Here is a 14,898-nt window from a genome sequence, read left to right on the forward strand (position 1 = left end):
GATTAATATATAAGTAATCTAAATATTCTTAATCCCACCAAAGGGGAGTAGCGTCCGGTATTACCGGAAACAAAGTCGTCATTACATGGACTTACGTTCCATCGGCTTTGTTGGCATGATTCTACATATCACATGTCTAGCAAGACCTTTGCCATTTCAGGCAAAGGTCTTTTTTGCATTCATAAGCCTTTGTCTGTTGTGGGACAATAGATAAAAAAACAAGGAGGAATGATGATGGATGCAGCAATTATTTTAGAATACGGGTGGGTTCTTCTCGTATTGATTGGATTAGAAGGGATTTTAGCAGCTGATAATGCGCTAGTCATGGCCGTGATGGTCAAACACCTTCCTGAAAAGCAAAGAAAAAAGGCATTGTTTTACGGACTTGCGGGTGCGTTTGTCATGCGATTTGGTTCTTTATTTCTTATTTCGTTTTTAGTGGACGTGTGGCAAGTTCAAGCAATTGGCGCAATTTATCTTCTTTATATTTCCATTCACCATATTTTGAAATCTCATGTATTTAAGAAAAAGGAATCAGAAACAAACATGAAGCAAAGCGGCTTCTGGGCAACAGTTGTGAAAGTAGAGCTTGCCGATATTGCTTTTGCAGTAGACTCTATTTTAGCAGCCGTCGCTTTAGCGGTGACACTTCCAAACACAAATCTTCCGCAAATCGGTGGACTTGATGGCGGTCAATTTATCGTTATTCTTTTAGGCGGTATCATCGGTCTAATCATCATGCGATTTGCAGCAACTGTCTTTGTGAAGCTGTTGAAAACAAGACCAAGCCTAGAAACAGCAGCATTTGTCATTGTCGGATGGGTTGGCGTGAAGCTCACGCTTTATACACTTTCACATCCTGCCATTGGAGTCGTGTCCTCTCATTTCATTCATTCAACATTATGGAAAATCATTTTCTGGACGGTGCTTCTCGCGATTGCAGCATTTGGCTGGTTTTTATCAAGTCCATCCAGAAAGGGCGGGCAAGAAAGCAAGGAAAAACAAGAAGTGCGCCTAGAAGAGTAGGTTTTTTGAAAGAAATATCATTTCATTTTCATAACACGTATATTACAAAAAAGGGGGAGATACCCCCTTATTTCTTTGCTTTTAGACGAAACGTTGTAAAGTAGATAATGAAATACGTGTCATAATTGAGTAACAGGAAATGAATTCCTCATTTCTTCCTTTGCGCTTCCCTCATAAATTAGCTATCATAAATGAGTAATATAGGGAGAACTGAGGTGAAACCATTGCTTAGCCTTTCGTTTAAAAAAGGAAAGAAAAAGCAAACATTAGAGCAGTCGGCTATCAGTATCCAACAAGGTGATAGCAATCTGCAAAATGCATTAATAGAGCAATACAAACCATTTGTCGCTAAGACGGTTTCATCCGTTTGTAAACGATATATAGATGAAAAAGATGATGAATTCAGCATAGGCTTAATTGCCTTTAATGAAGCGATAGAAAAATACTCTGCTGAAAAAGGAAACTCACTCCTTGCTTTTGCGGAATTAATTATTAAAAGAAAAGTGATCGACTATATTCGAAAAGAAGCAAGAAATGCGCCAACGGTTCAAATGGACCTTCAAGAAAGTGAGAATGGCGAATACTCTCAAAGCATGATTGAAGCAGAGCTTTCTGCAAAAGAATATAGGCGTTTAATTGAACAAGAACACAGAAGAGAAGAGATTGAACATTTTAAAGAACGATTGAAAGGATACGGCCTCACGTTTCAAGAGTTGCTTGAGCATTCACCAAAGCATGCAGATGCCAGGCAAAATGCAATTAAAGTGGCCCATACACTTGTTGAACACGATGAGCTAAGAACCATTTTATTTCAGAAAAAACAATTGCCAGTCAAACAGCTGGAAAAGCTAGTGGAAGTTAGCCGCAAAACGATTGAGAGAAATAGAAAATATATCATTGCGATGGCGATCATTATGACGGGTGATTATGTGTATTTGAAAGATTACCTTAAAGGGGTGCTTAATTCATGAGAAGAGGCATTATAGTAGAGAAAAACAAAAAATATGTCACGCTGCTGACCCCTGATGGACAATTTCTGCGGACAAAGTACGAACAGCAAAACTATGAAATCGGGCAAGAAGTGACATTTCCGAATGAATCACGTCTCGAAAGAAAAAGAGCCGGTTTTTTTGACCTGCTCCGTTTACGTCCGTTAAATGCAGGAATTCTATCAATCGCAGCTATTATTGTCGTGATTTTCACTATGATGCCATCTTTCTCAAGTCAAAGAGCATATGCATATATGACGATTGACATTAACCCAAGCTTTGAGCTAAAGCTGGATCACAATTATCAAGTGATCGGTGTCACACCGCTGAATAAAGATGCGAAACAAGTACTCGCCAGTATGAAAGATTTGGAAAAAACCGACATGACCAAAGTGGTGCAGGAAATCATAGACGATTGTGATAAAAAGGGATACGTGAACCATTCTAAAAGCATTTATATTTCAACTGTTTATGAAAACAAGCAGGATCATACATATAAAACAAACGTAAAAAGCAAAATTAACACCATCTCTGGTGAATATCAAAAGCGCGATTACAAGCTTGAAACTGTGGAGGGTGACCTGGAAACAAGAGAGAAAGCACAAAAGGCAGGCATCTCAACAGGAACATATATTAGAAATCAAGAAATGCAAGACAAAGAACAAGAAGACATCAAAAAGAATGAAGACGCAGATGGTGATGCTGTCAAAGAAGAAGAGCCAAAGAAAGATGATGAAGATCAAGCAGACAAAGACGAACAAGAAGAAGTAAAGACAGACGATAGTGAAGAGGTGCAGCCTGATCAAGAGGCTCCTGAAGGCGAAGACAAAGAGCAGCAGGAAGTAGAGAGGGAAGAGCAAGGTTCTGTTCAAACGCCTCACCAAACAAAACCTGATGATGAAAACAAAGACAAACAGATCAAAGAGGAAAAGGATCGCTCTTTCGATAAAGAGCAAAAAAAAAATCACTCAACTGACCCTGATGGTCATGCTGAAAAGCACGCAAAAAAAAACGACAGGGATCAGAAACGACCGCCCGGTGAACGAAAAAGAGAACATGCAAAGCAAAAAGGAAAAGATGTGCCGCCTTCTTATCGCGAGAAAAGGCATGAGCACACATATGAACAATAAAAAACGCCAGAATTACTCCGGCGTATTTCACCATGTCATTATTTAGATTGATTGCCCATTTGTGATTGAGCCTGTTGAACGAGTCTTTTTGTGATTTCGCCGCCAACAGAGCCGTTTGAACGTGCGACTGTATCTGAACCGAGAGTCACGCCAAATTCTTGAGCGATCTCGTATTTAAATTGATCTAATGCTTGTTCTACTCCAGGAACAAGAAGTTGATTTCGGTTTGCCATGATCATATTCCTCCTTTCACCTCATGTTTGTTGCGCCTTCTTATTTTGAAAAAAACTGCCTGCAATTATGCTGGCAATTGCTGCACAAAAAAACCGAGGTGATAAAGGTCACCTCGGCTCTGATTTAAGCTTTTTCAGCTGCAGCGTATTAAACATCATTTCTTGTGCGGTGCTTTGCAAGTGAGAAGTGAAAACAGAGAAGACTGTAGAACTGATAATGCCTTTAATCAAGTGCCATTGCGGCTTCGACAATTCTGTAAACCCTTCACGGAGCTTGTCTGTCTGCTCCTCTGTCATTTCTCGTAAATTCGTTTCCTTTAATGGAAAATGTGTATGATGATAAATAAAATCAAGGACATGCGCATATGCTTCATAAAAGCGGATGGGGCTAATAATATCATCCGTTCGATCTGTGATTGTGTTTAATAAGGCAGATAAGATCATGCGAATGGAATCAAAATCAAATACTGATTTTAAATCCCTGACAATTAATAAAATAACGACCTGATCAATGGAGTACTTTTTGCCAAGCTCTGGATGGCCGATCATATCCTTAATATCACGTTTGATCCAGTTTTGAATCGCAGTCGATTTAAGTGAAGTCAGCTCACACAAGTTACCAAGCTCAACAATTTCATTCGTTGAAAGTCCGTGCTCCGATTTTTGCTTCCGCCGTTCGAGCTTCTCAAAAAACGAAGGGATTTTTATTTCAACATATTTATGTTCCTTATCGCTTTTTACAGATGAATTCAAAAGCTGAAGCGGAGTCAGATCTCCCTCTCCTTTTAGAGAATACAGAAGTCTTGTCATGTCAATTCTCGTTAATTTAAAAGTCACCATGTTCCACCTCATTTTGTACGTCAAAAACGTGATTATTGATCTAATTCAACATCATAATCTCTTTTTGATGAAAATGCAAAATAAACTAAAACTGGAACGGAGCGTCACAATTTGTTCACTATTCATCGGTTACAAGTAGCGTGATCATTGAAATGGCGGGGCTTAAGCCGTTATGATAAACATAGAAAACGATTCCTTTTCCTTGCAATTTGAGACGTTTATTTTTATAATTTTATTAATAAGTTCATTTGAACTTAATATGACAGCGGAGGTTATGTATGGGTAAAAGAATTTTTCTGTTTATATTAACGAACATTCTTGTTATCACTACGATTGGTATTGTACTGTCGGTTATTAGTGCAGCAACTGGTGTTGGTTCTTATATAGGAGCAGACGGAAGACTTAATATCATGTATCTTCTTGTATTCAGTGCAGTTGTTGGTTTTGTTGGCTCGTTTATGTCATTAGCAATGTCTCGCTGGATGGCAAAAATGATGATGGGTGTGCGCGTGTTAAACCCTGAAAAGGATACGTTAACATATGATGAGCAGCAGCTTGTTGATCGCGTTCACAGATTATCTAGAGCAGCAGGCCTTTCTAAAATGCCTGAGGTTGGTATTTATCAATCATCTGAAGTAAATGCTTTTGCGACAGGTCCTTCTAAGAGAAGATCACTTGTTGCTGTATCGACTGGATTGCTGCATGAAATGGATGATGCAGCGGTTGAAGGTGTTATTGCTCACGAAGTCGCTCACGTTGCGAACGGTGACATGGTGACAATGACGCTGCTACAAGGGATCGTCAACACGTTCGTTGTTTTCCTTTCAAGAATTGCGGCATGGATCGCAAGTCGTTTCGTTCCACGTGAAGAGCTTGTGCCGATTGTCCACTTTATTGCTGTAATTGTCTTCCAAATTATTTTCTCTATCCTAGGAAGCCTTGTCGTGTTTGCCTATTCTAGACATCGTGAATTCCATGCAGACCGCGGCGGTGCTGACCTTGCAGGAAAAGACAAAATGATTCATGCACTTCGTTCTCTTGAGGCGTATACGTCAAGAATCAAAGATGATGATCAAACAGCAGTCGCGACACTAAAAATCAGTGGTAAAAGAAAAGCTTCTCTTTTCTCGACACACCCTGATTTAAACGAAAGAATCAGAAGGTTAGAAGCAAAATAAGAAAGACCAAAAAGACATTCTGTGATAGGATGTCTTTTTCTTTTTGATGAAAAAGAAAATAAAGCATAAAATATCTTTAAAATCATGTCTCTTTTCATTACAATGATAAGTATTGAAAAATGAAAGTTAAAAGAAGGAATAACAATGAACCCAATAAAAAAGCTAATTGACCGGCTATCGGCTTTTCAGCTGATTGCCCTTTATTATTTTCTCGCTGTCACAGTCTCATTTGTTCTTTTAAGTTTGCCAGTTGCTCATCAAGAGGGAGTAAAGTGGACATTTATTGATGCCCTATTTACAGCTGTGAGTGCTGTAAGTGTCACAGGTCTGACCGTTGTTGATATTTCACAAACATTTAGCGTCACAGGTATGTGGATTCTTGCGTTTGTTCTGCAAATCGGTGGAATCGGAATTATGACCCTCGGCACCTTCGTATGGATCGTTATGAGAAAAAGGATTGGCATTAAAGAAAGAAAACTCATTATGGCAGACCAAAACCAAAGCAATTTATCAGGAATTGTGAAACTAATGAAGCAGGTCTTATATTTAATTTTGCTGATTGAGTTTGTCGGCGGTTTGATTTTAAGTATGTATTTTCTCAAATATTACGACGTGCAAGGGGCTTTTTTACATGGCTTTTTCTCAAGTATTAGTGCGACAACCAATGGAGGATTTGATATTACAGGGAATTCGTTGATCCCTTACAAAGGTGACTATTTTGTACAATTTATTACGATTCTGCTTATCATTTTTGGAGCCATTGGCTTTCCGGTGCTGGTTGAAGTAAAGGACTATTTATTTAATCAAGACCGGAAGCATGCATCGTTTTCTCTGTTTACAAAAATCACAACGATCACGTTTGGCAGCCTAGTCGTTGTTGGCGCAATCGGGATATTTGCACTTGAAGCAGGTTTTACCTTTCTAGGGAAGAGCTGGCACGAAATTTTGTTTTATTCTTTGTTCCAATCAACGGCTACAAGAAGTGGTGGGCTTTCGACATTAGACATTACTCAATTAACAGAGCCGACGCTGTTATTTTTATGTTTGCTCATGTTTATCGGGGCTTCTCCAAGCTCGGTGGGAGGCGGAATTCGGACAACTACGTTTGCCCTTAATTTACTCGCCCTGTTTCATTTTGCACGGGGAAATAAGTCCATCAAAATTTTCAAAAGAGAGCTTCACCAAGCGGATGTTAATAAATCCCTCATGGTGACGATGATGGCCTTTATCTTGGTATTTGGTGCTACATTCCTGTTAACCTTATCAGAACATAATACACTTCTTGAAAATTTATTTGAAGTTTGTTCTGCTTTCGGAACAACCGGTTTGTCACTAGGGATTACCTCTGACCTCACTGTATTTGGTAAGTGTATTATCATGATGGTCATGTTTATCGGCCGGATTGGGATTCCAAGCTTCTTATATTTAATTGGCCGGAGAGAAAGTGAAGCGAATTATCATTACCCGAAAGAGCGCGTTATTATTGGCTAAACAGCATTCCCTGTGAATGCTGTTTTTTGATTTCCATTATATAACTGGCTAATTCACGCGAGATGTTCGCAATCTATAGGTAAGAGGTGAACGAGACGTGCTGGATGTAATATGGAAAGCAATTGTCATGCTGCTAGTTGGTACCTTGCTGCTGAGAATAGCAGGGCCTAAATCCATTAGTCAATTAACTGTACAACAAACGGTCATCATGATTTCAATCGGATCGATTATTATCCAACCCTTTATTGAGCATAATTTACTTGAAACGATTTATGCCGCCGCTACATTTATTATTGCACTCGTCATCATGGAAAAATTGTCTATCCAATCTGATTTTTTTGAAAAATTGGTGTCAGGGAAATCTGTGGTCATTTTGCAGGATGGAGAAATGCTTGATCACAAGCTGAAGAAAACGAGGCTCACAAGGGATGAATTCAAAATGCGCTTAAAGCAACAAGGCATCACGGACATCAGCAGTCTCAAAAAAGCTACGTTAGAAGCCAATGGGCAAATTGGCTATGAATTAAAACCTGAGGAAAAACCAGTAACGGTTAAGCAAATGAAAGAGCTGTTTGAACAATTAAGAGAAGAACTAAACATACCAAAAAAGGAATGATTTCAAATGAAAAGAAAAGCAGCGAAAAATGAAGCACTCACAAACAATATGACGCCAACTGAAAGCATGGTACATGACCAAGGTCAAACACAATATGACGAACAATCAAAAGATCGTCAGGCAAACCGAAATTCTCACCAAGGTAAACAAGGGGGAGCATCTCGTGACTAAAAAACATGTGAAGAGCAAGGATATCAAAGACCATAAAAAACCGATGAACCCAGACATCTTAGAAGAGGAATTTGGCAGTGAGCTTGGAGATGTGAACAGCAGCAAATGGATTGATACCCTCATGAAGCCAAAAAAGGATGCTGAATGTAAGAACCAGAAATAGAAAAAACGATCCTCGTGGGATCGTTTCAGCGTGTAGACAAACCCTCGCATTCTTTGTCAGGTCTGCGCTCCGGTGCTCACGAATGTCAAATTCGCTCCGCTCCGGTACTCGTCCTTCCTAGACTTCAAAGGTTTTCTATCACGCTGAAAAGAAGACAAAGGGCTAAAATAAACATCATTTTAGCCCTTTGTCAACAATCTGAAACGATCCTCGTGGGATCGTTTTTTATTTGATATAGCTGCTTTGTCTGCCAGTGATCGTTCGCATGAGATTGGTCATTTTGAGCTCAATCACTGGCTGTGCAACGGTTTTGACAAATGTACTAGATAGGGTAAAGGTTAAGAGGATGGTTAGCAGCAATAAAATCAGTACACTTGATGTATTTAGTGCCCAATCATCAAACCACGTTGTTCTGAGCAGCTTGATGACAAAGCCATGCAATAAATAGACATATAATGTTCTCGTGCCCCATTTTGTAAAGAAGAAACGGCGTGTTGGGACTAATGCAAAGAAGCTAAACGTAGCGCCAAAGGCAAGCAAATACCATGCCATTCGTTTCATAGCCGCAATCAGTCCTTCATCTCCAAGAGAAGAGTATGATTGTGACCCAAATAAGAAGGAATAATCGAATTCATAGAAATAGCAAAACATGAACACGCCCATCAATACAAGAAATGCTGTTATTTTCCCTTTGCTTGTTCGGATGAATTCAAAGTGCTGCTTCTTTAAATAAAAGCCAGCCAAAAACATGGGCAAAAAGACAAACGTACGCGATAAGCTGAGCGTATTGCTAATGCTGTCCACGTAACCGACAAGTAATGCAATCGATAAACTGACGATCATCGCCCAGTGGAACGGCAGTTTGGAAAAAGGAATGAGCAGCAAATTCCAAAAGAATAAACTAATTAAAAACCATAAAGACCATTGCGGATCAATTGGATTTAAATTGGACATACTTTGATCCTGCAAGAGATAATAGTACACAGAATAGATTACCTGGAAAATTAAATATGGAATGATCAGCTTAACGGCGACTTTTTTCATAAAACCAGGCTTTCTAAACCCTTTTGCAAAGAAGCCAGAAACCAAGATAAAGGCCGGCATATGAAATGTATAAATAAACTTGTATAAGTAGAGCAGCCAATCATTATCATGGATGAATGATCGTAACAAATGACCAAAAACAACTAGAAAAATCAGAAGAAATTTCGCATTATCAAAATAATGATCTCGTGAAGATGCCATAACATCACCTTTCCTGCTTCATTTCAAACATAAACGTTCTATGTCCACTGTTCCCTCATTTGCCCCATTTTAAAGTACATTTTGGCTCATTTCGCTATTTGATTTGAAATTGTAGAATGGTTGTAAAAGAAGCGTAAGAAAAGAGATTCATTATACAATCGTGTCATCCGCATGAAATAAATTAAACAGTCTTCGTGTGAAAAGTTATCTTTTTTTATGAGTCCAATGAAGGAACAATGAAAAAATTGTAGAAATATTGTAGAGGAACGAGGCTGGAAAAGGAGTGTAAGAGAATGACTGAAACGCTCGATGGCAAGCGATTAATCCCCGCGGGAGATATCAGAAAATTAGAAAAAGAGAACGAATATTTGCGAACTGAGTTGATGCAGCAAAAAATGCTGTTAAATAAGACGTTAGATGCCATTTTTATATTTGATCAGCACCTCAACATTATCCAAGCCAACGAAGCGACATGCAGGCTTGTACAGACACCGAAAGAAGACCTCCTCAATAAATCCGTTCTAGATTTCCTATACGGCATCCCGAAAGATAAAATTGAATGCTCACTCGAGATTTTTTTTCGAAAAGGTACATTAAAAAGAGAAATCTCCATCCAGCTTGAAAATGGCGAGACAAAATACATTGAATTTGTCGCAGAACATGACGCCTTGAATCAACAATATATTGTGGTGATGCGAGATATTTCTTCAAAGAAAATCTTAGAACGAGAACGCTCCATGAATGAGCAGCTGTTCAAAGATTTGTTTGACCGAGCGATTGATGGTATGGTCATTTTTGATCAGGATGGCTGCATGATCGACGCCAATCACTCTTTTTGTCAGAGCTTTGAGCTTCAAAAGACAGATTTAGCAGATCGTTATTTAAATGAATTTGTCGAAGAAGAAAATCTTCCAGCTTTGCAGCACCTTTTAACGTCATTAAAAGAAACAGGGAAGGCAAAGGGAGAGCTTCCCGTTACCCTTCAATCTGGTCAGCACAAATTATTCGAACTGACCATTACATCAAATGTTATGAGCGGTTTTTATATGTCCATCATGCGGGATATTACAGAAAAAAGGTTAATGGAAGAGAAGCTGTTAAAAAGTGAAGAACGCTTTAGAGAAATATTCGAAAATGCGATGGATGCTATCATCATATGGGCGGACGATGGAGAGATTGTGAGAGCCAATGAATCGGCCTGCCGTATTTTTGAATTACCAATGCATCAGCTGATTGGCAAGAAACTCACAGACTTTCTCGTCAAATCTGATAAGAGATATAGACCGACAAGAAGACGTTATATCAGGAATGATGAAATAAGGGAAGAACTCCTGTTCAGAATGGCAAATGGTCAATTTAAAGAGCTCGAGTTCACCTCGAAGCATGCGGTATTAGAAGGACAGCACTTAACCATTTTACGTAATGTCAGTGATAGAAAGCGAATGGAGCAGGAGCTTCGTGAAAGTGAGCTCAAATTCCGTAAAGTATTTAACGGGTCAATGGATGGCATTGTTCTTTTCGATAATCAATACCGGATTATTGATGTCAATCCTTCTGCAAGCGAACTGCTAGAACTGAAGGACGATCATTTAACTGAAATGAATCTCTTTCATATACTTGCCCCATATCAAATTGAAAATTTAGCACAGCCCACTCAGGCGATGTCATTAGATGAGATGGACAATGAGGTTCCGTTTGTGCTGAGCCACCCAGATCAGCGCATACTGGAATTCTCCTTTAAACGCAATATTATTCATAACATGAATCTAGCGATCTTTAGAGATGTGACAGAGCGGAAGGAACTAGAAGAGCGGGTGAGAAAATCAGATACACTTCATGTGGTCGGAGAGCTTGCCGCTGGAATTGCACATGAAATTAGAAATCCGATGACGGCATTAAAAGGCTTCATTCAGCTGCTGAAAGGAAATATTGAAGGGGAGTATTCACTCTATTTCAATGTCATCACATCAGAGCTAAAAAGAATTGAATCCATTATTACAGAATTTTTGATTTTAGCGAAACCGCAAGCCATTGTGTATGAAGAAAAAAATGTGGTGCAAATTGTAAAAGACACGATGGATCTTCTGCACGCACAGGCGAATCTTGGCAATGTCCAAATGCACCTCAATGTCATGGATGAGATTCCGCTGATCTACTGTGAACAAAATCAATTAAAGCAAGTCTTCATTAACATTTTAAAAAATGCGATTGAAGTGATGCCGCGGAAAGGAAATGTATACGTGAGCATTCAGCGGAAGGGCGAGGAGCATATTGTCATTTCATTGCGTGATGAAGGCTGCGGAATGACAGAGGATAAGCTAAAGCGTCTTGGTGAACCATTTTATACAACGAAAGAACGAGGAACTGGACTTGGTTTAATGGTTAGTTATAAAATTATTGAAGAGCATCAAGGAACCATTGAGGTAGAGAGTGAGGAAGGAGTAGGGACAGTTTTCCACCTTACGCTGCCACTTAGGCAACAGAAACAAGAAGGAGAGCTTTAATATGTATTATACAGTCTATAGCGCACCAATCGGGGCATTATACATACTAGAAAAAGACGGTGTCATTATCGAAGTGGTGTTTGATGATGAACCGTTTTTGGCAAAAAAGCAGACAGCCGATCTTAAAAAAGCAGATACGCCGGTCTTGCGAGAAGCGAAAAAACAGCTTGATGAGTATTTCAAGGGAGATCGTAAAGTATTCGATCTTCCACTCAAGCAAGCTGGCTCTCCATTTCAAGAGCAAGTGTGGGAGGCACTTTCGGCTATTCCATACGGTGAATCAAAAAGCTATGCAGACATTGCAGAAGCGATTGGCAATCCAAAGGCCGTCAGAGCCATTGGACAAGCCAACCGGCGCAATGCCTTGCCTATTTTTATCCCGTGTCACCGGGTCATTGGAAAAGACCGGTCTCTCACGGGTTATGCAGGAACGAAGACAGATATGAAAGCGGTTCTGCTTGAATTAGAAGGCATCCCATTTGTTCAAAAATAAATCGATTGACCTGTTCCAAATGTTTAGTAAACGACATATCCTTTTATTAAGCTAAAAAAGTTGGTTGAGGGAAAAAGGAGGGCGCTAGGATGTTTTGGGGCAAAAAAGATAAAATGTATGCCGTCACGTCACTATGTGTCAAAATGAACGTTTTGACAGAGGAACAAAAAAAAGAAATTTTAGCCAAAACGATCGAAACAAAAAAGCGCGGTGCTCTTAAATGACAAGAACACGGCGCTTTTTTGTGATCAGAGTGAGATGCTTTCAGTGAAAAGTGCATCAATCTCCTCTGTGTAATTGGAAGTGATAATTCCTTTCTCTGTAATGATACCTGAAATGAGATGGTGGGGAGTGACATCAAAGGCGGGATTAAATACGTGAACATCGGGCGGTGCAATTTGTATGCCGTTTAATTCCTTAACTTCCAGCGGGTCGCGCTCTTCAATCGGAATATCTGCCCCATCGCGGGTCGATACATCAAAGGTCGAAAGTGGTGCTGTCACAAAAAACGGAATTTGAAAGTGTTTGGCCAGAATGGCAAGACCTAACGTTCCAATCTTATTCGCTGTATCTCCATTTCGAGCGATTCGATCAGCTCCAACAATGACAGCAGAAATTTGCTTTTCTTTCATCGTATGGGCTGCCATGTTATCTGTGATGAGCGTCACATCCACACCGCCCTGCATCAGCTCCCATGTCGTCAGTCGAGCGCCTTGAAGAACAGGGCGTGTTTCACAAGCATAAATGTGAAGATCAAGATTTTTCTTTTTGGCTAAATAAAAAGGAGCAAGTGCTGTTCCGTAACGGCTCGTTGCGATGGAGCCTGCATTACAAATGGTCATAATACGGTCACCTGATTTAAAGAGCTGGAGAGCATTTTGACCAATTTGCCTGCATGTTTCTTCATCTTCGATTTGAATTTGAATGGCTTCATGGACAAGATCTGTTTTGGCTGCATTCACCGAAGCAGCACGCTCAATGCGCTGAATCAGTCGGTCTAATGCCCAGGCAAGGTTCACAGCTGTTGGACGAGCACTGTTTAAATATTCTTTTAGTCGAGCGACTTCTTGTTGAAAGACATCAATGTCTTCTGTATCAATTCCTTGAGCACTCAGCGCCAGCCCAAAAGCTGCTGTAATGCCAATAGCAGGTGCTCCGCGCACTTTTAACGTCACAATCGCATCATACACATCTTCTTTAGTAAATAAATGCTCAAATACGGTTTCGGCCGGTAATTTTTGCTGATTCAAAATGTTAATATGGTTTTCTTCCCATTCGACGGAACGGGGAACTTCAAATTCTTTAGACAAAACCCGTCACTCCTTTACAGATTGCTGGAATAATGCGACGAGGTCAGACGCTGTTTCCACTGCATGATATTGTTTAATGAATGTTTTTCCGAGCGTAAGTGCTGCTTTTTTCTGCTGAATCCGTTTAGTTGATGATGGAATCGCATCCAGATCAGCCGCATGAGCAAGCCCAATTGTTCGGCGAACAAGCTCACAGCCGGCAAAGCCTGTCGCTTCTTTTAAAATACGGTCAAAGGTTGTTTCTAAAAAGCTGTCCGATACACTAAACGCTTCAATGCTGTCTTCTTTCCAAGCCTTTGTGAACACTTCTTTGAATGTGGCCCATACATTGACAACATGAGCAAAAAGGTGCTGCTGATCCTGTTCATTCTCATGAGATAAAGCATTCAAGAACAGATTGGCAATAAAGTGTCCTATATCAAATCCAAAGGGACCGTAAAAAGCGAATTCTGGATCAATGATCTTTGTTTCAGTCTCGCTTGCAAAAATACTGCCTGTATGAAGATCTCCATGAACCAGTGTTTCAGCTGAGGTTAAGAAAATGCGCTTTAGCTCTGCTGCTTTTGCTTGCACGGCAAGATCCGCCCACAGCGCTTCGGCATCTTCTCTTAATTCCTCTTCGAAGTCATTTGTTTCACTATTAAAGAAAGGGTCTGTGAAGACGAGCTTTTCTGTGATGTCACAAAGATCAGGGTTCGTAAACTGCTTCACGAATTGTTTTTTGATTTTAGGATTTGTGGCAAAGTCAGATGTGTAAAATAGTGTTTTGCCTAAAAATTCACCGACATGATCTGATAAGTGCGGATATTGTTTTCCGGCAATTAGCCCTTTTCTGACGATTTCTAAGTGTGATAGATCCTCCATTGCTGTCACAGCAAGAGCTGTATCAGAATAATAGACTGCTGGTACGAGGTGCGGCGCATATTCTGACTGCTTAATCAGTGCAGCACTTTCAATTCTTGCACGGTCTAATGTAAGCGGCCAGCTCTCCCCAACCACCTTTGCATAAGGCAGTGCCTGCTTGATGATCAATCCTTTTTCACGTTTGTGATCAAAAATATGAAAGACGTAATTTAAATTCCCGTCACCGATTTCAGTACATGTCAAATGACTGCTTTCTTGGATCAAACCAAGTCTAATCGCCAGTGCAACTGCCGAGCTCTCTGTTAATTCTTCATATGATGCCGTAAGTGTAACCAATTGCTTCCCCTCCAAATCATATAAAAAAGCCTCTTTCTCCTGAGAGAAAGAGGCTTGATAGCGTGTATGCTCTAAGCCTCTCTTATCTCTCAGCACATACGTCTGATGGAATTAGCACCGTGCCCTATAAGACAATTGTCTTGGCGCTTTACTTGCTGCGCCCCACTTCACAGTGGTATTAACGGTCGGTTGCTGTTGGGGTCAAAAGGCCAAATCCCTCGCCCAACTCTCGATAAGAGAAATCAATATGTCATTGTTTTGTCTGCATGCATTTCTTAATTCAAGATATTATCAGAGCTGCTCTTCACA

Annotated in this window: 16 protein-coding genes and 2 riboswitches; of the genes, 11 read left to right on the forward strand and 5 right to left on the reverse strand. The window is 40.0% G+C overall.

The window, feature by feature from the left end:
- Positions 1 to 30: 30 nt before the first annotated feature.
- A riboswitch (yybP-ykoY riboswitch) is annotated at positions 31 to 201 on the forward strand.
- A gap of 33 nt (positions 202 to 234) precedes the next feature.
- The 3 genes from ACYH0L_RS06310 to ACYH0L_RS06320 all read left to right on the forward strand — a co-directional run bounded on the left by ACYH0L_RS06310 (position 235) and on the right by ACYH0L_RS06320 (position 3,145).
- Positions 235 to 1,026 (forward strand): TerC family protein, encoded by a 792-nt coding sequence (locus tag ACYH0L_RS06310; RefSeq protein WP_099727458.1) that lies wholly within the window; start codon positions 235 to 237, stop codon positions 1,024 to 1,026.
- Positions 1,027 to 1,241: 215 nt separating this feature from the next.
- Positions 1,242 to 1,997: an RNA polymerase sigma factor SigI gene (sigI, locus tag ACYH0L_RS06315; RefSeq protein WP_256499499.1), complete on the forward strand. Its 756-nt coding sequence runs from the start codon at positions 1,242 to 1,244 to the stop codon at positions 1,995 to 1,997.
- On the forward strand, positions 1,994 to 3,145 hold the full coding sequence (locus ACYH0L_RS06320; protein ID WP_249705230.1) for an anti-sigma factor domain-containing protein: 1,152 nt from the start codon (positions 1,994 to 1,996) through the stop codon (positions 3,143 to 3,145). Before sigI ends, ACYH0L_RS06320 begins: the two co-directional genes overlap by 4 nt.
- A gap of 38 nt (positions 3,146 to 3,183) precedes the next feature.
- On the opposite strand, the gene ACYH0L_RS06325 is transcribed toward ACYH0L_RS06320, so the two are convergent.
- Together ACYH0L_RS06325 and ACYH0L_RS06330 are read right to left on the reverse strand one after the other, a co-directional pair.
- Positions 3,184 to 3,378 carry an alpha/beta-type small acid-soluble spore protein gene (locus tag ACYH0L_RS06325; protein WP_099727455.1) on the reverse strand — a complete coding sequence of 65 codons (195 nt, stop codon included), beginning with the start codon at positions 3,376 to 3,378 and terminating at the stop codon, positions 3,184 to 3,186.
- 108 nt (positions 3,379 to 3,486) lie between these two features.
- Positions 3,487 to 4,218 carry a DUF1836 domain-containing protein gene (locus ACYH0L_RS06330; RefSeq protein ID WP_099727454.1) on the reverse strand — a complete coding sequence of 244 codons (732 nt, stop codon included), beginning with the start codon at positions 4,216 to 4,218 and terminating at the stop codon, positions 3,487 to 3,489.
- Positions 4,219 to 4,496: 278 nt separating this feature from the next.
- On the opposite strand from ACYH0L_RS06330, the gene htpX reads away from it, so the two are divergent.
- The 5 genes from htpX to ACYH0L_RS06355 all read left to right on the forward strand — a co-directional run bounded on the left by htpX (position 4,497) and on the right by ACYH0L_RS06355 (position 7,837).
- Positions 4,497 to 5,396, forward strand: a complete 900-nt coding sequence (gene htpX, locus ACYH0L_RS06335; protein WP_099727453.1) for a protease HtpX — start codon at positions 4,497 to 4,499, stop codon at positions 5,394 to 5,396.
- Between the two features lie 144 nt (positions 5,397 to 5,540).
- Entirely contained in the window at positions 5,541 to 6,887 is a 1,347-nt protein-coding gene (locus ACYH0L_RS06340) for a TrkH family potassium uptake protein (RefSeq protein WP_367307712.1), read from the forward strand.
- Between the two features lie 97 nt (positions 6,888 to 6,984).
- Positions 6,985 to 7,503 carry a DUF421 domain-containing protein gene (locus ACYH0L_RS06345; RefSeq protein WP_099727451.1) on the forward strand — a complete coding sequence of 173 codons (519 nt, stop codon included), beginning with the start codon at positions 6,985 to 6,987 and terminating at the stop codon, positions 7,501 to 7,503.
- A gap of 6 nt (positions 7,504 to 7,509) precedes the next feature.
- The gene (locus ACYH0L_RS06350; RefSeq protein ID WP_099727450.1) at positions 7,510 to 7,674 is read left to right on the forward strand and encodes a hypothetical protein; all 165 of its coding nucleotides are present in this window, start codon (positions 7,510 to 7,512) and stop codon (positions 7,672 to 7,674) included.
- Positions 7,667 to 7,837 carry a hypothetical protein gene (locus ACYH0L_RS06355; protein WP_180275515.1) on the forward strand — a complete coding sequence of 57 codons (171 nt, stop codon included), beginning with the start codon at positions 7,667 to 7,669 and terminating at the stop codon, positions 7,835 to 7,837. Before ACYH0L_RS06350 ends, ACYH0L_RS06355 begins: the two co-directional genes overlap by 8 nt.
- A gap of 225 nt (positions 7,838 to 8,062) precedes the next feature.
- Here ACYH0L_RS06355 and ACYH0L_RS06360 read toward each other — a convergent pair whose 3' ends face one another.
- The gene (locus ACYH0L_RS06360; protein WP_099727449.1) at positions 8,063 to 9,082 is read right to left on the reverse strand and encodes an acyltransferase family protein; all 1,020 of its coding nucleotides are present in this window, start codon (positions 9,080 to 9,082) and stop codon (positions 8,063 to 8,065) included.
- A gap of 293 nt (positions 9,083 to 9,375) precedes the next feature.
- Here ACYH0L_RS06360 and ACYH0L_RS06365 point away from each other — a divergent pair, with 293 nt between their 5' ends.
- The 3 genes from ACYH0L_RS06365 to ACYH0L_RS06375 all read left to right on the forward strand — a co-directional run bounded on the left by ACYH0L_RS06365 (position 9,376) and on the right by ACYH0L_RS06375 (position 12,303).
- A complete protein-coding gene (locus ACYH0L_RS06365) occupies positions 9,376 to 11,586 on the forward strand; it encodes a PAS domain S-box protein (protein ID WP_482354427.1) in 2,211 nt (736 codons plus the stop codon).
- Between the two features lies 1 nt (position 11,587).
- Positions 11,588 to 12,079, forward strand: a complete 492-nt coding sequence (locus tag ACYH0L_RS06370; protein ID WP_099727447.1) for a methylated-DNA--[protein]-cysteine S-methyltransferase — start codon at positions 11,588 to 11,590, stop codon at positions 12,077 to 12,079.
- An 89-nt stretch (positions 12,080 to 12,168) separates the two neighbouring features.
- The gene (locus ACYH0L_RS06375; RefSeq protein WP_256499502.1) at positions 12,169 to 12,303 is read left to right on the forward strand and encodes a hypothetical protein; all 135 of its coding nucleotides are present in this window, start codon (positions 12,169 to 12,171) and stop codon (positions 12,301 to 12,303) included.
- Between the two features lie 24 nt (positions 12,304 to 12,327).
- Here the strand turns inward: ACYH0L_RS06375 and mtnA are convergent, their stop codons facing one another.
- Positions 12,328 to 13,389 (reverse strand): S-methyl-5-thioribose-1-phosphate isomerase, encoded by a 1,062-nt coding sequence (mtnA, locus tag ACYH0L_RS06380; protein WP_482354428.1) that lies wholly within the window; start codon positions 13,387 to 13,389, stop codon positions 12,328 to 12,330.
- A 6-nt stretch (positions 13,390 to 13,395) separates the two neighbouring features.
- Positions 13,396 to 14,589, reverse strand: a complete 1,194-nt coding sequence (mtnK, locus tag ACYH0L_RS06385; protein WP_230031145.1) for an S-methyl-5-thioribose kinase — start codon at positions 14,587 to 14,589, stop codon at positions 13,396 to 13,398.
- 80 nt (positions 14,590 to 14,669) lie between these two features.
- Positions 14,670 to 14,827: riboswitch (SAM riboswitch) on the reverse strand.
- Between the last annotated feature and the right edge of the window lie 71 nt (positions 14,828 to 14,898).

The organism is Bacillus sp. MC1252 (genome assembly GCF_056838025.1).